At 51.9% G+C, this 22,488-nt stretch carries 13 protein-coding genes; all 13 read left to right on the top strand.

The genetic code is table 11. The annotated features are described in order from the left end of the window. Positions 1-278 precede the first annotated feature (278 nt). The 13 genes from ACFOET_RS00550 to ACFOET_RS00490 all read left to right on the top strand — a co-directional run bounded on the left by ACFOET_RS00550 (position 279) and on the right by ACFOET_RS00490 (position 22,398). Positions 279-953, top strand: a complete 675-nt coding sequence (locus tag ACFOET_RS00550; RefSeq protein WP_379018459.1) for an ABC transporter ATP-binding protein — start codon at positions 279-281, stop codon at positions 951-953. A 138-nt stretch (positions 954-1,091) separates the two neighbouring features. After that, positions 1,092-1,214 (top strand): hypothetical protein, encoded by a 123-nt coding sequence (locus ACFOET_RS00545; protein WP_379018457.1) that lies wholly within the window; start codon positions 1,092-1,094, stop codon positions 1,212-1,214. 46 nt (positions 1,215-1,260) lie between these two features. Continuing rightward, positions 1,261-3,633, top strand: coding sequence for an ABC transporter permease (locus ACFOET_RS00540; protein ID WP_379018455.1), 2,373 nt, complete (start codon positions 1,261-1,263; stop codon positions 3,631-3,633). Positions 3,634-3,718: 85 nt separating this feature from the next. After that, a complete protein-coding gene (locus tag ACFOET_RS00535; protein WP_379018453.1) occupies positions 3,719-6,136 on the top strand; it encodes an ABC transporter permease in 2,418 nt (805 codons plus the stop codon). Positions 6,137-6,221: 85 nt separating this feature from the next. Further along, the gene (locus ACFOET_RS00530; protein ID WP_379018451.1) at positions 6,222-8,570 is read left to right on the top strand and encodes an ABC transporter permease; all 2,349 of its coding nucleotides are present in this window, start codon (positions 6,222-6,224) and stop codon (positions 8,568-8,570) included. A 69-nt stretch (positions 8,571-8,639) separates the two neighbouring features. Next, a complete protein-coding gene (locus ACFOET_RS00525; RefSeq protein ID WP_379018449.1) occupies positions 8,640-11,075 on the top strand; it encodes an ABC transporter permease in 2,436 nt (811 codons plus the stop codon). A gap of 104 nt (positions 11,076-11,179) precedes the next feature. Beyond that, positions 11,180-12,019: an alpha/beta fold hydrolase gene (locus ACFOET_RS00520; RefSeq protein WP_379018447.1), complete on the top strand. Its 840-nt coding sequence runs from the start codon at positions 11,180-11,182 to the stop codon at positions 12,017-12,019. Between the two features lie 50 nt (positions 12,020-12,069). After that, complete coding sequence (locus ACFOET_RS00515) at positions 12,070-12,561, top strand: ABC transporter permease (RefSeq protein WP_379018445.1); 492 nt, start codon at positions 12,070-12,072, stop codon at positions 12,559-12,561. Between the two features lie 89 nt (positions 12,562-12,650). Then, a complete protein-coding gene (locus tag ACFOET_RS00510; RefSeq protein ID WP_379018443.1) occupies positions 12,651-15,062 on the top strand; it encodes an ABC transporter permease in 2,412 nt (803 codons plus the stop codon). A 10-nt stretch (positions 15,063-15,072) separates the two neighbouring features. Continuing rightward, positions 15,073-16,434: an ABC transporter permease gene (locus ACFOET_RS00505; RefSeq protein ID WP_379018441.1), complete on the top strand. Its 1,362-nt coding sequence runs from the start codon at positions 15,073-15,075 to the stop codon at positions 16,432-16,434. Beyond that, the gene (locus ACFOET_RS00500; RefSeq protein WP_379018439.1) at positions 16,431-17,453 is read left to right on the top strand and encodes an ABC transporter permease; all 1,023 of its coding nucleotides are present in this window, start codon (positions 16,431-16,433) and stop codon (positions 17,451-17,453) included. The genes ACFOET_RS00505 and ACFOET_RS00500 overlap by 4 nt, the downstream gene beginning before the upstream one ends. Positions 17,454-17,521: 68 nt before the next feature. After that, entirely contained in the window at positions 17,522-19,921 is a 2,400-nt protein-coding gene (locus tag ACFOET_RS00495; RefSeq protein ID WP_379018437.1) for an ABC transporter permease, read from the top strand. Continuing rightward, positions 19,804-22,398, top strand: coding sequence for an ABC transporter permease (locus ACFOET_RS00490; protein WP_379018435.1), 2,595 nt, complete (start codon positions 19,804-19,806; stop codon positions 22,396-22,398). Before ACFOET_RS00495 ends, ACFOET_RS00490 begins: the two co-directional genes overlap by 118 nt. Positions 22,399-22,488: the final 90 nt, after the last annotated feature.

Raw genomic sequence — 22,488 nt, 5'->3', positions numbered from 1 at the left:
GCTACCGGCTACCCGCTCCTGTCCGCTTGCGGACAACAGGTGTTCGATATCGAACAGTGCACAACACAGACAAAGCCTAATAATGCTTATTTTCAATGATTTACAAAATTGGAACGATAATATATGCCAGCGTATAAAAAAGGAGTAAGGAAAAGGCTGATGGAGCAAGGATTATTACCGGATGATAACCGGTTGCCGAATCCGAAAGCCAACAAACATGTAACGAACCACGCATAGGCCAGATCGCTGAAAGCCGATGCCGCAAGCTAACATAGCATATGATCAAAATTACCGAACTACAAAAATTTTACCGTACCGAAGAAGTGGAAACGGTTGCACTCAATAATTTGAGCATCCACGTGAAAGAAGGCGAGTTTGTCGCTGTGATGGGGCCATCCGGCTGCGGCAAGTCCACACTGCTCAACATCGTGGGTTTGCTGGATGACCTCGACAACGGCAGTTACCTGTTCAACGGCATTGAAGTTGCTAAATTCAACGAGCGCAAGCGCTCCGACCTGCGTAAGCATAACATCGGGTTCGTCTTCCAAAGCTTCAACCTCATTGATGAGCTGACGGTATTCGAGAACGTCGAACTTCCGCTCATCTACACGAAAGTGCCAGCGGCCGAGCGCAAGAAACGGGTGGAGGAAGTGCTGGAAAAAGTGCAGATCATGCATCGCCGCAACCACTTTCCGCAACAGCTCTCCGGTGGTCAGCAGCAGCGCGTAGCCGTAGCCCGCGCGGTAGTCAACCGGCCGAAACTGATCCTTGCGGACGAACCTACGGGTAACCTCGACTCCAACAACGGTAATGAAGTCATGCAGTTGCTCACGGAGCTTAATGAGCAGGGTACCACCATTGTGATGGTAACGCATAGCGAGCATGACGCCCGCTACGCCGACCGCATTATCCGCATGCTCGACGGGCAGGTGTTGATGGAAACCGTGGGGTAACGGCAATGGGTGGCCGGTGATGGGTGGCCGGTAGTCGGTTTTGTAACGCCGGGAACATGGATGAAAGGAACAATATCAAATAAAGACATTTGGCAACGACTGCATTGCTTACCATCTTGATCTCGTGCTTGGGTCTGTTTGGACTGGCAGCCTACATGGCTGACGGGCGCACTGGCTGCAGTGATTACCCTGGTGGCCGTCGGTTGGCAGGCTATCAAAGCCGCGCTCGCCAACCCCGTGGACTTGCTGAGGGATGAGTGATTTTCGGCTGTAGGCTTAAGTGATGGCATAATAAAGCAAAACAACGATGAAAACTCAGTTAAAAACCGCTTGGCGCAACATAGTTGGCAATAAGTTCTACAGCATTATCAATGTCTGTGGATTAGCATTGGGATTGGCAACAGCCGTGCTGCTGTTGCTATGGGTACAGCATGAACGGAGCTACGACCGGTTCCATCGCGACCATCAACGTATATACAAAATTCTCGCCCATTTCGAGGCCAACGGGCAGCACATCGTATGGGAAGGTGTACCGGGCTCGTTATCGGTCTATGCCCAATCCATTCCACGTGTCGAATCCATCGTCCGCGTTTACAGTGAATATGATCAGGTATTGGCCAATGCCGACCGCAGCAAAGTGCTGGATGGTTTTGCCGCCGCCTGCGTAGACAGCACCTTCCTGACCGTGTTTGATTTTGAGCTCCTACAGGGTAGCCGAGCCACCTTGTTTCCGAATAATAACAGTATCGTCGTCACCGAATCAACGGCCCATAAGTTTTTTGGCGACGGCGATGCGATGGGCAAGGTGCTTCAATTCCGGGGCGACAATTTTACCGTTGCCGGTGTATTGCGTGACTTCCCGGACAACTCGTCCCTCGCGTTCGATGCACTTTTCCCCATGGGTTATTACGCGCAGCTGTTCACAGCAAACGGCGGCAATGGCGACTGGAAAACCATCGACGTGGACTTGGGCAGTTATGTGTTCCACACCTACGTCAAATTGCAGGAGGGCACAGCCCCGCAAGAAGCCGAACTCGGTTTCACAGCGGCGTACGACAAAGCGCGTGACGGCAAGAGCGATACCCGCTACGGCCTACAACCCCTTACCAGCCTGCATTTGGTAGCGGCCGACGGCAACAACGCGCCAGCGCGGATGGTACAGATCTTTCTCATCATCGCCATCTTGGTACTGGCCATCGCCGCCATCAACTACATCAACCTCTCAACGGCACGGGCCCTGGTGCGTGCGCGGGAGGTCAGTATACGGAAAATCATCGGTGCCAATAGACGGCAACTATTCTTCCAGTTCATCGCGGAGACCACCTTGCTGTTTTGCTTCGCGCTACTGGCTGCCTTCGGGCTTATTTTCGTGCTCCTTCCCGTATACAACCTCATTGCCGGCAAACAATTGCATGTGTCGCTTAGCGATACCGGCGTTTGGACGGTAGTGGGCTATTCCGCCGTGGGTACCTTGCTGGCCACCGCCATCTACCCGGCATTGCTGCTGTCGGATTTCCATCCGCTGCAGGCCATGAAGGGCAGGATTGCCTCCGGCATTGGCTCTGCCTTCTTCCGTAAAATACTGGTGGTATTCCAATTCGCTATCTCCATGGTATTGATTGTGGCTACGCTGGTCATCGGAAAACAGCTGGAGTATATCCAAAAACTGGATTTGGGCTACGACAAAGATTATGTCTTTACTGTGCCGTTGCCCAATGCTGTAAGCGGACATATCGATGCCATAAAAAATGAACTCGGCGGCCAACCGGGAATTACCGGCGTTTCTTTGGCTGACATCTATGACCTTTCTAATTATGAGTCGTCTACCGGCGACCTTGACTGGCCGGGGAAACCGGCGAACAGTCAGGTCATCATCAATCAGGCTGTCATCGACCAGCACTTTATTCCCACCATGGGCGTGCAACTACTGGAGGGCCGGAATTTTTCCGGCACACCCGCAGATAGCAACCTGTATATCGTCAATGAGGCGGCAATAAAAGAAATGGGCCTCGTATCGCCCTATATCGGCCAACCCATCAGCTTCCACAATCGCGCGGGCACCATCATTGGCGTCGTGAAAGACTTCAACTACCAGCCCTTAAAAAAGAAGATCGAGCCCCTGCTGTTTTTCCGCTGGTGGAGCGGCAATATCCTGTATGTGCGTACCGATGCCCAAGCAGCACAACAAGCCATTGCGGCAGTAGAAAAACAATACAAACGGTATGCAGGAGACATTCCTTTCCGCTTCAGTTTCCTGGATAAGCAGTTTGAGGCTAAATATGCGACAGACCAGCGTACCGGACTCTTGTTCAACATATTTGCCGGTATTGCCATCTTCATTTCATGCCTTGGGCTGCTGGGCCTGTCTACCTACACGGTGCGCCAACGGGTAAAGGAAATCGGTATCCGCAAGGTACTGGGGGCGAGTGTGGGCAGCATCGTGGGACTGCTGTCGCAAGGCTCCATCCGGCTGGTGCTGATATCGATCGCCGTGGGTACGCCCGTCGCTTGGTGGGCCACGAACACATGGCTGGAAGATTTTGCCTACCGCATTGACGTCGAATGGTGGATGTTTGTGCTGGCCGGTGCAGTAGCGGTGGGTATTGCACTGCTGACTGTCTGCTGCCAAGCCGTCCGGGCGGCGGTGGCCAATCCGGTGGACTCGCTCAGGGATGAGTGATTAAATCAAATCTGAGGAAATTGCTCATCCGTCCGAAATGCTTATCGAAGGGCCGATGAAAGGATAAAAACAGAACACTAAAAAGATGCTTAGAAACTTTCTCAACGTCACGTTCCGCAACTTACGCAAGCGCACGGTATTCACGGCTATCCACATCCTCGGGCTGAGTGTAGCTTTTGCCGCCGCCATCCTGCTGTTTCTCACGGCCATGTTTGAATTGTCTTTCGATGACTTTCACGAGAACCGCGACCGTATCGGACTGGTCTATGATGTGTCCAACCCCACCAACGGAAAGGAATACGGAGAAACGAAACCCGTGCCCTTTGGTCCGGCGCTGAAAGCCGAACTTCCAGCCGTGGAACGTATGACCCGGTTTGGAAACGGGGGCGTCGTGCTCCGTAACGGCGACCAGCAGTTTGCTGCGTCGCCGAAATTTGTTGATCCGGACTTCCTCCGCATGTTCAGCTTCCGGCTGCAGCGGGGCAGCGCATCAGCATTGGATGCATTGGATAACATCGTCATCAGCGAAACCATGGCCACGATCCTTTTCGGCCGTACCGACGTGGTCGGCGAATCCGTTGAAGCACAAATCAACGGGCAATGGCAAAATAAGGTCGTGGCTGCGGTAATGGCAACCCTCCCTGCCAATTCCAGCCTCACCTTCAACACATTGCTGCGCTTTGAGCACATGGTGCCCGACTACCATAGCTACCTGGATAAATGGGGGCATGCCAACCACAGCCTGTTCATCCAATGGGCGGGCGATAAACTCGATCCCGTGGCTTTCAACAGACAGGCAAGGCCCTTTATGGCCACGCATTATGACGGCGAAATCGCCAACCTGAAACGCGACGGGGCCGCCCCGGATGATAATGGCGAGTACCTGGCATTGAAGGCGCTGCCAATGAGCGAATACCACTTGAATAGCCCGGGTATCGGCGGGGGTGGTCCGCCAATGTTTCCATGGGCGCTGTTGCTCATTGCTGGGCTGATCCTTTTCATCGCGGGTTCTAACTTCGTCAACCTTTCGTTGGCGAGCTCTTTCATGCGAAGCCGGGAGATCGGCATGCGCAAGACGTTGGGCGGCCGGCCCTGGCAGCTGATGGCCCAGCTTTGGGCCGAGTCGCTGCTGGTGTGCATCTTTGCGTTGACCCTGGGCGGCCTGCTGGCATGGGCATTGCTGCCGCAATACAACGCCAACATGAACTATTCGCTGGCCATCGGCCAACTGTTTACCGGATGGAACTTTCCCATATTTTTCGTTGTATTTCTCCTCCTTACCGCCATTGCGGGGGGGTATCCGGCTTGGTCCATGGCGCGCGTCAACACCATTCAGACACTGAAAGGCAAATTACAGCTCAGCACAGGTGGTGGCTTGCGCAACGTGCTTACGGTGGTGCAATTTGCCATCGCCGTGGTGCTCATCATCGGCACGTTGGTGATGAGCAGCCAACTGCATTACCTCCATACCCGTCCGCTTGGATTTAACAAAACGGAAGTCATCAGCATCCCTGTCGGCAATGAAATAGACGGGGAGACGGCCCTGAAGCGGATGCGCGCAGCGCTGGCTTCGCTCCCACAGGTGGAAAGCGTAAGCGGCTCGGACATCAACATCGGCAGGGGCAGTGACGGCAGCACTTCCACTTCCCGCGTCGGCTTTGGCTATGAAGACCGTACCATCCGCACGCATTGGCTGCGGGTAGACTACGACTACCTCAGCACACTGGACCTTCAGCTTGTGGCAGGCAGGGATTTTTCCCGCGATTTCGCCACGGACACGAATGCGGTACTCATCAACGAACAGATGGCTGCGCAGCTGGGTGGCATCGAGAAAATACTGGGACAAACCATTCCAGTCAATAATGACGGCATGCAGGTGATCGGTGTGGTGAAAGACTACAACTTCAAGGATCTGCGGCAACAGATAGAGCCGCTAACGATGTTTATCAATCCGAATGAATTCGCCGTGGAGTACCTTTTTGTAAAAGTACGGCCCGAAAACTTAGCGGCTTCGCTTGCTGCAGTGGAAGCTGTATGGAAAAAAGTAAACCCGCGGTCAACGGATGGCGCGTCGTATCTGGACGAAAATACGGACAACCAATACCGGCGCGACCGGCGCTTTACCAACATCATCATCAGCGGCGCGGCACTGGCCATCCTCATCTCCTGCATGGGTCTATTTGCCATTGCGCTGCTGTCCATCAACCGGAGGGTCAAGGAGATTGGTGTCCGCAAGGTGCTGGGGGCCAGTGTATCAGGTATTATCCTCTTGCTATCGCGCGATTTTATGAAGATGGTGGTCATCGCCTTCGCCATTGGCGCTCCGGTGGCTTGGTGGTTGGCAAACAAATGGCTGGAAAGCTTTGCGTACCGCATTGATGTTCATGCAGGGCTATTGCTCCTCGGCGGCTTCATGGTGCTGGTGGTTGCGCTGGCAACAGTAATTACACAGTCGCTTCGTGCCGCGCTAGCCAATCCGGTCGATTCATTGAGGGATGAGTGATTTCAGCTTATGGGTTATAACCGTTAGGCTTAAAAGCGTATTGCTTATAACCTGACGCTTACTTCAAAAATCAAAAATGTAAAAAATGATCAAGAATTATTTCAAGACTGCCATACGAACTTTGGTCAAAAACAAATCATACGCTGCCATCAATATCGCCGGCTTGGCCGTAAGTCTCACCGCGGCCATGCTGCTGCTACTTTGGGTATGGGATGAATTGAGCTACGACCGTATGCATACCAAAGGCGACCGGATTTATTCCGCAAACGGCGCCATTGACCGAGAAATGCAGAACATTTGGGCAACTTCGGCGCCCTTGGCCGTCTTCGGTAAGGCGGAAATTGCCGTAGTAGAAGAGGCTTGCCGTGTGAACGAATGGGGAGGCTCCATCTTGCTCTCCCATGGCCGTAAAACATTCAACGAGCGGACAATTTACGCCGATTCTACGTTCTTCCGCATATTTGATTTCCGCCTGTTGGAAGGGAGCCCGCTCAAGCCTTTCGCTGATAACAACTCCATCGTGCTCAGCCAAAGTACGGCGAATAAGTACTTTGGCAGCGAACCGGCAATGGGCCAGGTGTTACAAACAAAAGACGGCAGGAACTTCAAGGTAACTGCCATCATGGAAGACATGCCGACCAATTCTTCGCTGCGCTATGACCTGTTGCTGCCGGTTGGCATGCTCGCCGAAAACCGGAATGATATGGACAATGATTGGGGCAACTTCTATTTGAAGACCTATTTTTTGCTTAAGCCCGGCACAGATGCGAACGCTGTGGGTAAGCAATTGGCAGCAATACATCTTAAACACCGCCCATCCGAGTTTTTCAAGGATATCAACTACTTGATGCAGCCGTTGGAGAAGCTACATCTTTATAACGAAAAAGGCGAGGAGCAAGGGATGCGCCAAGTCAAGATTTTCTCCTTGGTTGCACTCGTCATCTTACTGATTGCCTGCATCAATTACGTCAATCTGGTGACTGCACGGTCTACCAGGCGTAGCAAGGAAGTAAGCGTTCGCAAAGTAGTGGGAGCTAACAAAGGCCATTTGTTCTGGCAGTTTATAGCAGAATCGTTTGTTGTCTTTTTCATCGCGCTGATCATCGCCATCGGGTTGATTGCGGCACTGATACCGATTTATAATAGTCTTTCGGGCAAGGGAATGGTGTTCAGCCTGTTGGATAGCCGTGTGTGGATAATCTTTGGTCTTGCACTGATAGCCGTGCTATCGATGGCCGGTGTGTACCCGGCTTGGATGCTTTCGTCGTTCAAGCCGGCGACGGCCCTCAAAGGCAAACTGCCTGGATTCGGAAAAAACGGCAACTTCCGCAGGGTTTTGGTGGTGGTGCAATTTTCATGTGCCGTGGTATTGATTGTGGCTACGCTTGTTATCGCTAGCCAACTCAATTATATCCGCAACCTCAACTTGGGGTATACCAAGGAGAATATTTTTACGTTTAACAGCTATAATTTCCAGAAAAATTATGAAACCATCCGGGACGAGCTTCAAAATCAACCCGGCATTGCCGGCGTGACGGTTGCCCAGCAGTCTATTCTCAATGTTGGGAGCGCCACAGGCGATATCGAGTGGGAAGGCAAACCTGCTGGCATGGAGAATTTCATGATTAACCAGTTGTCTGTAGATCGCAATTTCCCCGAAGTGATGGGCATGGAGCTCATAGCGGGAAAAGGGTTTACGGGGACGGCGGCGGATAGCGCTCATTATATTCTTAATGAGACGGCCGTCAAACAAATGGGCCTCGAAAACCCCATCGGCCAGACGATATCCTTTCATGAGGTGCCGGGCACCATAGTGGCTGTAGTAAAGGATTTTCATTTCAAAAACATGAAGACGGCCATTGAGCCCTGCATTTTGTTCATAAATCCAAACTGGGGGTGGAGTACCCTGTATGTGAAAACTACTGGAAGCGAAGCACAACAGGCGATTGCGGCTGTAGAAAAACTTTGGAAACAATATAATGCCGACTATGATTTCAACTACCAGTTCATGGATGAGTCGTTTGACAACATGTACAAAAGCGATATGCGGTCTGGAAAATTGTTCAATATCTTTGCGGGAGTCGCCATCTTCCTATCGTGCCTCGGCCTTTTCGGCTTGGTGACCTATGCCGCCGAAACACGATTTAAGGAAATCGGCATCCGAAAGACATTGGGCGCTAGCGCCAGTAACATCATCATGCTGATTTCCAAAGATTTTCTTGTCCTCGTAGCCATTTCCTTTTTGGTGGCCTTTCCGTTGGCCTGGTGGATGATGAACGGCTGGCTGAACAACTATGCCTACCGTACGGATATCGCTTGGTGGATATTTGCTGTCTCGGGCTTTGTCGCTTTTGCCATTGCGGCCATCACCGTTTGCGGCAAATCACTTCGCGCTGCGCAGCAGAATCCTATCAAGGCGATACGGACGGAGTAGTTTGGTGATGGGTGATCGGCCGATGGCCAATGAAAAAGAAGTAAGATAAAAGAATAAAGGCGTTTAAAAATGATAACGAATTATTTCAAAACCACATTCCGCCACCTCTGGCGCAACCGCCTCTTTACGGCGTTGAACGTACTGGGCTTGGCCATCGGCATCAGTGCCTGCTGGATGATTTACCGCATCGTTGACCACGAGTTCAGCTATGACGCCAAACTGCCCAATAAAGAAAATATTTACCAGGTCATCTCCGCTTTTTCCAGCGATAGCAAAATGGGCGGGGTGGGCGCGCCGCTGCACCAGGGGATACGTGCCGAAATCCCCGGATTGGAACAGGTGGTCCCCGTATTTTACCAACGGGTGAACAGCGCTGAAATCAAACGCAATGGCAATGACATTTTTGTAAAGGAAGATCCGCAACAGGTGATCGCCACGGATGTTTCATATTTTAACATGCTGCCGTACACGTGGCTTGCCGGAGACAAGGCGACAGCACTGAACGCGCCCGGAAATGTGGTGCTTACCCAAAGCCGGGCCAAAGAATATTTCCCGGGAGCCAATCCGGAGCACATCGTGGGCCAGACCATCCAGTATTACGGACGGGATACCGTGCGGCGGACCGTAACCGGCGTGGTGGCCGATTACGACATGCCTTCCGAATTTACCGCGCAGGAATTTTTTGCGCTGCGTGAGCAAACGTACGAAATGTATATGTGGACCAACACCAACGGAAGTGATAAACTTTTCCTGCAATTCAAGCCGGAAACGGATGTGGAAGCCACACTGCAACTCATCAACGAACTTGATGCACGGCATTGGAAAGCTTTCGCGGAAGAACGGGGAAGCGAGCTGCAACGGGGTAAAACCTATGAGCTGCTGCCGGTAAATGACATTCATTTCGCGACCGGTGTAAGCGACTACTTCGGTGTCGCCAAGACGAGCAAGCCGGTGCTGTACGGCCTGGTCGGTATCGGCGCATTTCTGCTGATCCTCGCCTGCATCAACTACATCAACATGAGCGTGGCGCAGATTCCTGTGCGGGCGAAGGAGATAGGCGTACGGAAGACGCTTGGCGGGGACCGGTGGCACCTGATCGCCCAGTTTCTAAGTGAAACAGCGGTAACCGCTTTTATCGCCTCCATCCTTGCTTTCGCGTTTAGCCGATTGGGGTTTGTGGTGTTGGATGACATCATTCCGGCAGGCGCGACACCCTACGGCGGCGTTTTGCTGTTTTTTGTCTTCACCCTCGGCGTGGTGTTGCTCATCACCCTGTGCGCCGGTCTCTATCCGAGTTGGCTCATTGCGAAGGTAAAAACCGTCGTCGTGTTGAAAAATTCCAAACTGAGCGCACTGCCGGGCCGGTTCAGCCTGCAAAAAGTGCTGATTGTTTTCCAGTTTTTCATTGCGCTGGTCTTTATCACGTGTACGATTATCGTCGGTGCGCAATTGCGTCATACACTGAAAGCCGATATGGGGTTCAACAAGGACGCTATTGCGCTGGTGAATGTCCCCTGGAAATACCTGAGCGATCCACGCTACCGCGACAAGCAATTCACGCTATTGGGCGAGCTCCGGAACATACCGGGGGTCGAAAATGCTGCCTTGGGCACGATTCCGCTGGCTCCGGCAGGTTCATTTGCGCCTTTCCAGCAGGACCCCGCGGGAGGGGAGCACATGGTGGAAAGGAAATGGATAGATACGGCCTACCTCGGTTTGTACGAGATGGAACTGCTGGCCGGGCGCAACATCCGCCAGACGGACACCGTGAGTGAATACATCATCAACGAGTCTGCCGCCAAGCTCTTTGGCTTCGCCGCGCCGCAGGATGCCATCGGCCAGCCCTTCGCGCAACGAGGCAACAGCCAGCACGCCATCGTGGGTGTCGTGAAGGATTTCCATACGCTGGATTTTTATACGCCGATCGGGCCGCTGGCATTGATGTCGGAAAAAAACCAGCTGTATACGTTCAACATCAAGCTGAACGGCCGGAATCCGGGGCAATGGCAGGCAACGCTCAATGCCATAGCGGAGCAATGGCGCGATTTTTACCCCGCGCATGCATTTGAGTACCGCTTCTATGATGAAGCATTGCAGGCGCTGTACCAGCAGGAACGGCAGATTGCCAAGCTGATCAACCTGGCAACGATGATCGCCATCTTCGTCAGCTGCCTGGGGCTGTTCGGACTGGCAACGCTTACCGCCTTCCAACGCACCAAAGAAATCGGCATCCGCAAGGTTCTGGGCGCGTCCGTGGCAAGTATCGTCCGATTATTTTCCCTGGACTACGTAAAACTTATTGCCATTGCGCTGGTCATCGCTTCACCCATCGCGTGGTGGGCGATGAGTGAATGGCTGGAGGATTTTGCCTACCGAATCGACATCGCGTGGTGGATGTTTGCCTTGGCTGGTTTGTCAGCGGTCGTGATAGCGCTGTTTACCGTAAGCTGGCAGGTGATTCGGGCGGCCGTGGCCAATCCGGTGGATGCACTGCGGGATGAGTAGCGTCATGCAAGGCGGAAATCCTGTTTCTCCTGAGGCGAGACCGGGATAGGATAGTTTGAAAGATGGATGATGAGATGAATTAGTAGATAAAAAATCAGTTTCTTATGAAAACGTTAAGAAAAATCATGACTTGCCTACTAATTGGAATGGCAAGCCATTACGTCGTTGCCCAAGATATCCCCTACGGAAGCAACCCAGAGGCTGGGCACTATCTGAATGTTGGTGATGCCAATATTTATTATGAGGTATATGGCGAAGGACAACCACTCGTGATGCTTCATGGAGGGGTTTATGGCTACATCGATGAATTCACCCCACTTATTGTTAAGTTGGCCGATCATTTTCAGGTTATCTGTATTGGTATCCGGGGCCACGGTAAGTCGGAGATCGGTAATACACCTTATTCCTATCAGCAACGGGCTGACGACGCGTATCAGGTAATCCGTGCGGTAACCCAAGACAGCGTAATCGTAATCGGTTTCAGTGATGGTGGACATAGTGCGCTGAAATTGGCAGCTTTATATCCACAAACCGTAAAAAAAGTTGTAGCTATGGGGATTGGAGACAAACCAAAGGACCGAGAAGAGAATCAATTTAACTATACCGCAGAATCGTTAATGGCTTCCGACTCCACTTTTTTCGCCGGTCGGCTCAAACTGATGCCAGAGCCGGAAAGATGGAACGAATCACTATCCATGCTCTCGGATATGTACAATAACGAATATATGAGTAAAGAGACGTTTGAAAAAATTCAATGCCCGGTATTGCTTATGAATGGGGACAATGATGGGTATAATACCTTGGATGCGTTTATCCAATGCTCCAAGTACCTTTCGCAGGCGCAGGTCGCCGTCATACCCGGATGCCACCATGTTATATTCTTCTGCAATTTCCCAGCGGTCTGGGCCGGTTTGGCGCCCTTTCTGGGTTTACAGCATCCTTGATGAACAAAAAAGCTGCATCGCGAAGGTGCGCTGACACGAAAATAAACGTCATGTTATACAACTTCTTCAAAACCGCCTGGCGCCAGTTATGGCAAAACAAGTCTTTCGGGTTGATCAATGTCGTTGGATTAGCTTTGGCCATGGCATGCTGTCTCATGATTTTGCTCTGGGTACAACACGAACGGAGCATCGACAATTTCCATGACTACATCGGGCAACGCTATACCGTTTACCAAACCATCAAGTCAGGTGAGCAGGTGGAAGGTAACTACAGCAGCCCCATTAAGTTCAATTTCGAGGACAACACCCGCATGTTCCTGTTGGACGAAGCGAAGGAAGACATACCCGTGGTCATCGCTTCCCCCATCGCTTGGTGGGCAATGAACAAATGGTTGCAGGACTTTGCGTATCGCATCGGCATCCAGTGGCAGATGTTCGCCGTGGCGGGACTGGCGGCCGTAGTGATTGCGCTGCTCACGGTTAGCTGGCAAGCGATACGGGCAGCAACAGCCAGTCCGGTGGATTCATTGAGGGATGAGTGATTAATGGAAGTTTTCTAATGGCCAAAACATGATCAAACCATCTGACCGAAAGGGAGGAAAGCTGTAATAAGGATCAAAAACAAATTATAATGTTACAAAACTATTTCAAAACCGCTTGGCGGTATCTGGTAAAACATAAATTCTATTCGGTCATCCATGTACTGTGCCTTGCGCTGGGCATCACCTTTGCTATGGTCATCGGTATTTATGTGCTGAACCAATATGCAGTTAACCGCTCGCTCAAGAGCGTAGACCACCAGTATCTCATCAAGAGCGATTGGGGGGAGGCCGAAGGCGGCGGACTTGACATCACCACGCTGGGTCCGTTGGCCAAGACGGTGTACGAGGAGTACCCGTCTTTGGTGGCCAATTTCTATCGTTACAACCCGGTAACCAATGTCGTTTCGGCTGGGGAAAACCACTTCATGGAAAATATAGCCATCGGCGATACCACGCTTGTAAACATGTATGGGTTTCCGGTATTGTATGGCGACAAACAACACCCGTTTACAGACAACCATTCCGCCGTTATCACCGAATCTGTAGCAATAAAGCTTTTCGGGAAAAAAGATGCCACGGACGAAACCATCAGCATCCACACCACGGTCAATGGGGTCAAGCAAGATTATGTGGTATCGGCAGTGATTGCCGATCTGCCCTACAACTCGGTCACCCGACTGACCGGTGATGTCCTTACCATTTTTGTCCCGGCAGCAGGAAGTTTATATTACGGTTCCGGCGAACCGTTGTCAAATTGGAACAATCCCTTCGAAATCGGTTTAATCCAGCTGCAACCGGGTGTCGTTCCGGCAGATCTAACCCGTCCCTTCCGGCAAATACTTGCCACGCATACCCCGGAAAATATCCAACAGAACTTGACCGTCGAACTGGCAGCCCTGAAAGATTACTACTTGAATGACAATAACGGCGCTGCGCGGAAAATGATCATCATCCTATCTGCATCTGCTCTGTTTATCTTGTTGATGGCTATCATCAACTTCGTCAACATCAGTGTTGGTACCGCAGCAACTCGGCTCAAAGAAATCGGCCTGCGCAAGGTGTTCGGTGGCGCCAAAAAACAGTTGGTGGCCCAGTTCCTCGGTGAAGCACTCTTGCTGACGGCATTTGCCGCGACCCTGTCCCTACCGCTTTACGAGGTTTTACGGCCGGTGTTCGATGAAATCCTGAACACCCAGCTGACATCGGTATTCCACTTCGGCTGGGGGCCGGTGTGCTTCTTGACGGCATTGGTTGCCCTAACGGGACTTGCCGCGGGAATTTACCCTGCATTTGTACTGAGTACGGCCAATATGGTCGTGGCCGTCAAAGGCAAGATCGACACGACCAAGGGAGGCTTGTCGTTGCGGAAATCCATGTTGACGGTACAATTCACGCTAGCCATTGCGGCATTCATCGGAGCTTTGACCGTATCCCGTCAAGTGCGCTTTATTTTCGCCAAAGACATCGGCTACGACAAGGACCAGGTGATGGTCATTACAGCCTTCCCAAAACAGTGGGACGACGAAGGCGTCCATAAGATGATGGCTGTGCAACAAGACCTGTTACAATTGACTTCGGTTAAGGATGCCACACTGTCCTTCGAGGTACCCAATAGGCAACCCCCGAATGCTTTTAGCTTACAGGTGGCTACCGGCGAAGGACCGAAAGCACCTATCATTTCCATGGGAGCTGATGAGCATTATGCGAGCACATTTGGCATGACCATGTTGACGGGTAGCTGCTTTGCGCAATCGGGTGGCTATATCCCCGGCCAGATTGTATTGAACGAATCGGCGGTGAACGCCCTCGGGCTGACCGTTGAGTCGGCCGTAAACCAGAAAATCCGCGATGTAGCATCAGGCAATGAAGTCATTATTGCGGGAGTGGTCAAGGATTTCAACTATTCGAGCCTGCAGGAACAGATCGAGCCGATTGCGTTTTTCCATGTGCGGGACTTCAGGTCATACCGATACCTATCATTGAAACTCAACACGACGGATATGGCCAACACCGTGGCGCTCATCAAAAACCAATGGAACGAATTACTGCCTAACTCGCCGTTCGAGTTTACGTTCATGGATGAGCAGTTTGCCTCATTGTACCGTTCGGAGATGCAACTGAAGCGTGCCGCGGACGTCGCGACCGTGCTGAACTTCGTCATTGTTTTTATGGGAATCTTCGGCATGGTGACCTTCACGTTGAACAAACGGATGAAGGAAATCGCAGTTAGGAAAGTACTGGGTGCGCGGATACGACATATCACCCTCCTGTTCATAAAGGATTATGCATGGCTGATTGTCTTGGCGACTGCAATTGCCTGGCCATTGACCTACCTGGCCGCCGACAAATGGCTTGCAAGCTATGCCTATCGGATAAACCAGGATGCCGGACTTTATATTGCCGTGGCGGTCATTATCTTCGCCGCTGCCTGCTCCTTAATCACAGTGCTGTGCGTGAGGGCCGGCCGGGCCAATCCGGTGGATTCATTGAGGGATGAGTGACTTTTTTGCTATGATCAAGAACTATCTCAAAATCGCATTTCGCAACCTTTGGCGTTACAAAGCATATTCGCTCTTGAATATTTCCGGGCTATCCATCGGTCTGTTATCAAGCATCCTGATACTGCTATGGGTTGCCAACGAACGGAGCTACGACCGTTTCCACGAAAACGCGTCGAAAATCTACCGGATTACAAGCAGTCTATCCGAAGACTTCAGGGCGGCGGTGGCGCCTCCCCCGCTTGCGCCGGAGCTGATCGAAAAGCTGCCCGCTGTCGACAACTACCTGCGGTTTAGCCATCCGGTAAAGTACACGTTTGAACATGAGGGCAATCGCTTTGAGGAAAAAGGGGGCTTTTACGTCGACAGTACATTCTGGGACTTTTTTTCATTCGCATTGGTAGACGGAGAAAAACAACACTCGTTCAACATGCCAAACGCCATCCTGATCACGGAAAGCATGGCCAGGAAGTATTTTGGGCATACCGAGGTCGTTGGCCAATCCTTGATACAGGAAAATAAACGGCCGTTGACCATCACGGCAGTACTCGCCGACCTTCCCAGCAACTCCCATCTGCAATTCGCCTACCTGCTCCCGATGGAACAGATCGAACACGGCAGCTGGATGCACGAAGCGAAACAGGATTGGCGGAATTTCGTCAACTATGCATACCTCAAGATGGATGACTCGTTTGTCCATACTGAAGCTTCCGTTGATCACATCGAGCGGCAAGTACAGGAAATCTTCTGGGCACACGTGGATGGATCGATGCTTAAAACAACGTTCAAACTACAGCCCTTGGGCGACATCCACCTGCACTCCACCAACCTACAGGTAGACTTGGCAGGACGCAGCAACAGCCGGTATGTGGATACTTTGTTCATGGTCGCCGTCTTCATGCTGGTCGTTGCGTGCATCAATTTCATGAATCTCTCCACGGCGCGATCGGCCCGCCGAGCAAAAGAGGTGGGGTTAAGGAAAGTCGTCGGTGCCGAACGGGCACAACTCATCGCCCAATTCATGGGAGAATCGCTTCTGATCACGTTCGCGTCTCTTTTCATTGCAATAGGGTTGGTGTGGTTGGCATTGCCCGGCTTCAATACACTCATCGGCAAGACGTTGGAAATCCGCCTGTTTGATATCAACATATTGGCCGCTATGTTAGGCATCGCGCTGCTCACGGGATTGATATCGGGAAGTTATCCGGCATTGTACCTATCGGGCTTTGTCCCGCGAGCGTACTCAAAGGCGCGCCGACTGCGGGCAAAAATGGTCATATCGTGTTTAGAAACACGTTGGTGGTTGTGCAGTTTGTCGTGTCCATATTCCTCTTGGTTGGAACAATCGTCATCTATAAACAGCTCAGCTTTGTGAAGAACCGAAACCTTGGTTTTGACAAATCCAACTTGGTCTATATAGAAATGAACGGTGAAGTGTGGGGTAAGCAGGCTGCCTATAAAGATGCATTGGCCAACCATCCGCTAACATCGGATTTCACCGTCATTGATATGCTGCCATCGAATCTGAAAAGCGGCACCGTAGACTTTCAATACGAGGGAAAGGATCCCGATTCGGAGCTGATTGTGCCCATGATGGACGTAGGGGAAAACTTTATCGAGGTATTTGATATGGAAATGGTAGCAGGGCGGCCTTTCTCCAAACAGCGTAACGACTCGAGCAATTACATCATCAATGAAAAATTGGCGGGCATTATCGGATATGCTCCTGAAGAGGCGATCGGCAAGCCGTTCGCTTTATGGGGGAACAAAGGGCAGATCATCGGGGTGGTGAAAGACTTCAATTTCAAGCCCGCTACCCAAGCGATCGAACCCCTGATACTTTCTTATAACAATTGGGGCGGAATGTTTGTGGTCAAGGCACAACCGCAGCAACTGGAGGCTACCCTCGGCGCATTGGAGAAAATCAACGCTGATATCAATCCGAGTTTCCCTTTTTCGTACGGGTTTGTTGACCAAGAATTGGATAAACTATACGAAAGTGAACACCGGCTGAGCAACCTGTTTTACCTATTTGCCGCGTTGGGTGTTTTTATTTCCTGCCTTGGCCTGTATGGGTTATCTGCTTTCATGGCCGAAAAACGCATCAAGGAAATCGGTATCCGTAAGGTATTAGGGTCGTCGGTCACTGGCATAGTCTATTTGCTGACAAAAAGTTTCATCGGCTTGTTGGCTTTGGCCGTAGCCATCTCGATTCCCTTGGCATGGTACGGTGCATCCAAATGGTTGGATAGCTTTGCCTATCGGATCGATATCAACTGGACGATTTTCGGTTTAGCAGCTTGCTTGGCTTTCATCGTCGCGCTGGTGACTGTGGGTTATGAATCCATAAAAGCTGCAACGGCCAATCCGGTGGATTCGTTGAGGGATGAGTGATGAAATGGGATAAAGAATAGGAAAACCATCCGCCAAGGCGGATAGCTAAATACCAAAAAATAAACAAAATGCTAACAAACCACTTCAAAATCGCCTGGCGCAACCTCGTGCGGGGCAAGATATTTTCCGCCATCAATATTATGGGCCTAGCCCTTGGGCTAACCGCCTTTCTCTTGCTTGCGCTATACGTAAACGACGAGCTGAATTATGATCGCTTCCATGAAAAGGCCGACCGGATTTACCGGGTGTCCCGGGAGTTCCTGTCCGACGATGGGTCGACAAGCTTGCACCTGGCCCAGCTGGCCCCACCTTATGGGCCGTTAATTGCGCAGGATTTCCCCGAAATAGAACGCGTGGTGCGGACGCTGCAGACGAGTGCAACCATTCGGTACGGCGAAAACGTGTTCAACGAAGATCGGATATTTTTTGCCGAGGATGGCTTCTTTGACGTTTTCACCGTGGATGTAACCCAAGGGGATGCCCGTACCGCCCTGAAAGATCCCTATACCATACTCATGTCGGCTCCCACGGCCAAAAAATATTTCGGCGACACGGATCCTGTAGGTAAGACCGTGCGCGTAAACAATCAGGCGGAATTCATGGTATCGGGGGTCTTCGCCTCCCTGCCGTCCCAGTCGACCATGCACCCTGATATGCTGATATCGTTCGCTACACTGAACGACGAGGCCATCTACGGCACGGAGAACCTTCGGACCAACTGGGGCAATAACGCCTTCAACACCTACCTGCTGCTCCCCGAAGGGTACGACCCCCAGCGATTAGTCGATGCCTTTCCGGCCTTTCAGGACAAACATATGGGCGAACACACGTCGAAGTATTCGCTATTGCACCTGATGAAGCTAACGGACATCCACCTACATTCGCATACCGACTCGGAAATCGAACCGACATCGGATATCCGGTACGTATATTTCTTTTCGGCCATCGCGCTTTTCATCCTCATCATCGCCTGCATTAATTACATGAACCTCACCACGGCCCGTTCGGCCAAGCGGGCCAAAGAGGTGGGCATGCGCAAGGTGGTGGGCGCCCTACGCGGCCAACTAATTCGGCAGTTTCTGGCCGAATCGCTCTTGTACACGATTATTGCCTCTGCGCTGTCGGTTGCGTTGGTGGCGATTGGTTTGCCGTTGCTGAATGACCTTTCGGGGAAGAGCCTTTCCTTTGCCGAGGTGCTGACCCCCACCTTTGCGTTGGTCCTCCTAGGCATCTCGGCGTTTACCGCGCTGGTCGCGGGCAGCTATCCTGCTTTTTTCCTCACGGCTTTCCAGCCGATCAAGGTGTTCAAGGGCAAAGTGGCTACGGATGTCAAGAAAGGCGTGCTGCAGCAGATACTCGTCACCGTTCAGTTTTCCATAGCCGTGCTGCTGATCAGCTGCACCATCATTGTATACCAACAGATGCAACATATACAAGATTTCAAGCTGGGCTACTCCAAGGAACAGGTGGTGCTGATGCCCGCTGCCGGCGACTCGACGTCCTTTGAGTCCTTCAGGCAGCAATTGCTCCAGCATAGCACCGTTATGGATATCGGCCGTTCTTCACGCATCCCCACCGGCAGGTTGCTGGACGGCCAGGGGGCCTCGGTATCGCGGGGCGGCGAGCTGGCGCCGGTAGGTGCCATCATCAAGGGATTGGCCATCGATGAGCGGTTTATTCCCACCTACCGAATCGAGCTGGCGGCTGGGCGCAATTTCTCGGATGCGCGTCCGTCTGATCGAACCGGCGCCTTCCTGCTCAACGAAGCGGCTGTGAAAATGCTGGGATGGGCTACCCCCGAGGAAGCCATTGGGAACACGTTTGTCTATGGCGATGCGAAGGGTACGATTATCGGCGTGACCAAGAATTTCCATTTCGAATCGCTGCACCAGCAGGTGGTGCCGTTAACGATGGGTATGCAAACGGCGGGCTATTCCTGGTGGTCAGTTCGTCTCACGGAGGGTGACGCCAGAACCGCCCTGAGCCATCTGGAAGCCGTCTGGAAGGCCCACTTTCCGGACAACCCCTTCCGCTACGAGTTTCTGGACGACCGGTTCGGCGCGCTGTACGAACGGGAACAGACACAGCAACTGCTTTTCGGTATTTTCGCCGGTATTGCCATCTTTATCTCATGCCTGGGGCTGTTGGGATTATCCATGTACATAGCCGAACTGCGCACCAAGGAAATCGGCATTCGCAAGGTGCTGGGCGCTTCTGTAAGCAGTGTCGTGCAGTTGCTCTCGAAAGATTTCATTAAGCTGGTGCTTTTTGCCATCGGCATAGCGGCCCCTTTGGCTTGGTGGATCATGAGCAACTGGTTGCAAGATTTTGCGTACCGCATCGATATCGAATGGTGGATGTTCGCCGTGGCGGGACTGGCAGCCGTGGCGATTGCGCTGTTCACGGTAAGCTGGCAAGCGATACAGGCAGCAACAGCCAATCCGGTGGATTCGTTGAGGAACGAATAGTTAACGGAAAAAGACGAAAAAAGAACAAAGAGTACGGACAGATTCGCCTGTTATCATATCAAAAAATGTTACAAAACCACCTCAAAACCGCGTGGCGGAACTTATTACGCTACCGAACAACAACGCTGATTAACATATCAGGGTTAGTTATCGGGATGACAGCCGCTTTTTTTGTATTCCTTTGGGTGAAGAATGAGTATGCTTACAACGGCTATCACCAAGACGTGGAACGTGTATACCGCCTGAAAACCTACCTGACAATTGACAAAGACAACACCTGGATATGGGAAAATTCCCCTTACCTGCTGGGCGAGGAGGCAAAAAAACAACTACCCGAGGTGGAGGCGCAAACCCGCATGCGCGCAATGCGATTTGACATGCCGACCATCACCATCAACGGACAGCGGTTGAAGGAGAAGGCGGCCGCACAAGTGGATGACCAATGGTTCAGCCTATTTAATTATGATTTTTCCGAGGGTAGTCCAAGGGCTTTCAACAGCCAACTTCACAGTGTCATCTTGACCGAATCAGGCGCACGCCGGTATTTCGGTAACGGCCCAGCACTTGGGAAAACGTTGCGTATCGACTCGGCCGACTACCAGGTACAAGGCGTGATCAAGGATTACCCGACTAACTCCAGCTTCCGGTACGACATGTACCTCCCCATTGCCGCCCGGCTTGCTGACCCGAAAACCAGCCAAGGCGATATGGGTTGGGGAAACTTCCGTTACCTGACCTTCATCAAGATCGATCCCGCGGCAGACCCTACTCATATTGCTCGTCAATTGCAGGATATCCTCGCTTTCCATCGGAATAAAGAAAAAGACGATACCCGGATCGGACTCGTCGGACTCAAGGACATGCATTTCGAAAACGATCTTCAATCGTCGTCTTTTCCGCACGGCAACCGAAAGACGGCCGGGGCGTTTATGGTGCTGGGCGGTATATTGCTTGCTATCGCTTGCATCAATTATATCAACCTGACTACCGCCCGCGCGTCGTTGCGTGCGAAAGAAGTCGGCATCAAGAAAATCGTAGGCGCCAGCCGCCCTTACCTGCTCACGCAGTTTGCCGTTGAAGCGTTTATGACCAGCTGCTTGGCCTTATGCGGCACCCTTCTGCTATCGTGGATCGGCCTTCCTTTTTTTAATCAGCTCGTCGACAATCATTTCACGATTTCACTCTCCGACGCCACATTATGGCAAATATTAGGCGTTACATTGTTCGCCAGTACATTGCTGACAGGCGTTTACCCCGCCTTGCTCTTGTCGTCATTCCAGCCTGCAGCAATTTTCCGCGGGAAAAATATGTTGGGGATGCAGGATTCGGCTCTCCGCAAATTACTGGTGGTCGTCCAGTTTACTATTTCCATTGCCCTAATAATCGGCACCGTCGTTATTTACAGGCAAATGCAGTACATCCAATCGACACACGCCAGCTATGACCATTCGCAGGTCATGACCTTGAATGTCCACTGGCAGTATTGGACAGCTGATTTCCGTGCAGGACGCTCCGACATCCGGGATGTATTGCGGCAGAAACTGGCTGCTGAAAGCAGTGTTGAGCGCATATCGGTGATCAACGGGGGTTCGGTTGTCAATATGAGCAACAACGCTTCAGGAGGGTTTGACTGGGAAGGGCGTGCTGCGGACTTCAATCCGCCCATTGCGCCTTTCGAGGTAGACACCAACTTTAAGGCTTTGGTCAACCTGCAACTGGTGGAAGGGCGCTGGTTTACCCCGCACAGCCAAGCAGATGAGCAAAATGTGGTCATCAATGAAACCGCCGTACGTGAGCTCGGCATCCGGCAACCTGTCATCGGGCAGCGCTTTGTAAACCGCGGAGATACCGGTGTGATTATCGGCGTGGTTCAGGATTTTGTTTACAAAAGCATGCATGAACCGATAGGGTCGGCGGTGCTTAGCAACAATCCGGGGCATTCCTCCACATTTTTAGTCCGCATAGCCGCCGGAAGGCACATGGAAGCCCTCAAGGCTGCTGAACGCATTTGGAAGGAGTTGATGCCTGATGTTCCCTTTGAATACCAATTTGCAGACGAAGAGTTCGAGGCCTTGTATCGCGCCGACCGGAAAGCGGCTTCATTGATTTTGGTGTTTTCCCTATTGGCTATTTTCGTCGCCTGCCTCGGCCTCTATGGCCTGGCGGCCTTCAATACCGAACGCCGGCACAAAGAAATCGGTATCCGCAAAGTTTTGGGCGCTTCGATAACTGGTGTCGTGCGATTGCTTTCTACGGATTTTGTCAAACTTGTGTTCATTGCCGTGGTGATCGCCTCGCCCATCGCCTGGTGGGCGATGAACAAGTGGCTGGAAGATTTTGCGTACCGCATCGACATCCAGTGGTGGATGTTCGCCGTGGCGGGACTGGCGGCCGTGGTGATTGCGCTGCTCACCGTGAGCTGGCAGGCGATACGGGCGGCAACGGCCAATCCGGTGGATTCGTTGAGGGATGAGTGATATTTCAGCTATTGCGCTCCGCTGCCGTATACTAGGCCGTGTGCGCAAGAGGCGGAACAGTGGTGCAGGAAAATAAAGAAAATGGTTATC

Origin of the sequence: Parapedobacter deserti (assembly GCF_042646065.1) — a bacterium.
GTDB lineage: Bacteria > Bacteroidota > Bacteroidia > Sphingobacteriales > Sphingobacteriaceae > Parapedobacter > Parapedobacter deserti.
This window is presented reverse-complemented; position numbering and strand designations above follow the sequence as displayed.

Excerpts from the sequence above, each read along its gene's own strand:
- ACFOET_RS00550 (WP_379018459.1), top strand. The coding sequence starts at position 279 with ATGATCAAAATTACCGAACTACAAAAATTTTACCGTACCGAAGAAGTG.
- ACFOET_RS00540 (WP_379018455.1), top strand. The coding sequence starts at position 1,261 with ATGAAAACTCAGTTAAAAACCGCTTGGCGCAACATAGTTGGCAATAAG.
- ACFOET_RS00535 (WP_379018453.1), top strand. The coding sequence starts at position 3,719 with ATGCTTAGAAACTTTCTCAACGTCACGTTCCGCAACTTACGCAAGCGC.
- ACFOET_RS00530 (WP_379018451.1), top strand. The coding sequence starts at position 6,222 with ATGATCAAGAATTATTTCAAGACTGCCATACGAACTTTGGTCAAAAAC.
- ACFOET_RS00525 (WP_379018449.1), top strand. The coding sequence starts at position 8,640 with ATGATAACGAATTATTTCAAAACCACATTCCGCCACCTCTGGCGCAAC.
- ACFOET_RS00520 (WP_379018447.1), top strand. The coding sequence starts at position 11,180 with ATGAAAACGTTAAGAAAAATCATGACTTGCCTACTAATTGGAATGGCA.
- ACFOET_RS00515 (WP_379018445.1), top strand. The coding sequence starts at position 12,070 with ATGTTATACAACTTCTTCAAAACCGCCTGGCGCCAGTTATGGCAAAAC.
- ACFOET_RS00510 (WP_379018443.1), top strand. The coding sequence starts at position 12,651 with ATGTTACAAAACTATTTCAAAACCGCTTGGCGGTATCTGGTAAAACAT.
- ACFOET_RS00505 (WP_379018441.1), top strand. The coding sequence starts at position 15,073 with ATGATCAAGAACTATCTCAAAATCGCATTTCGCAACCTTTGGCGTTAC.
- ACFOET_RS00495 (WP_379018437.1), top strand. The coding sequence starts at position 17,522 with ATGCTAACAAACCACTTCAAAATCGCCTGGCGCAACCTCGTGCGGGGC.
- ACFOET_RS00490 (WP_379018435.1), top strand. The coding sequence starts at position 19,804 with ATGGTGGATGTTCGCCGTGGCGGGACTGGCAGCCGTGGCGATTGCGCT.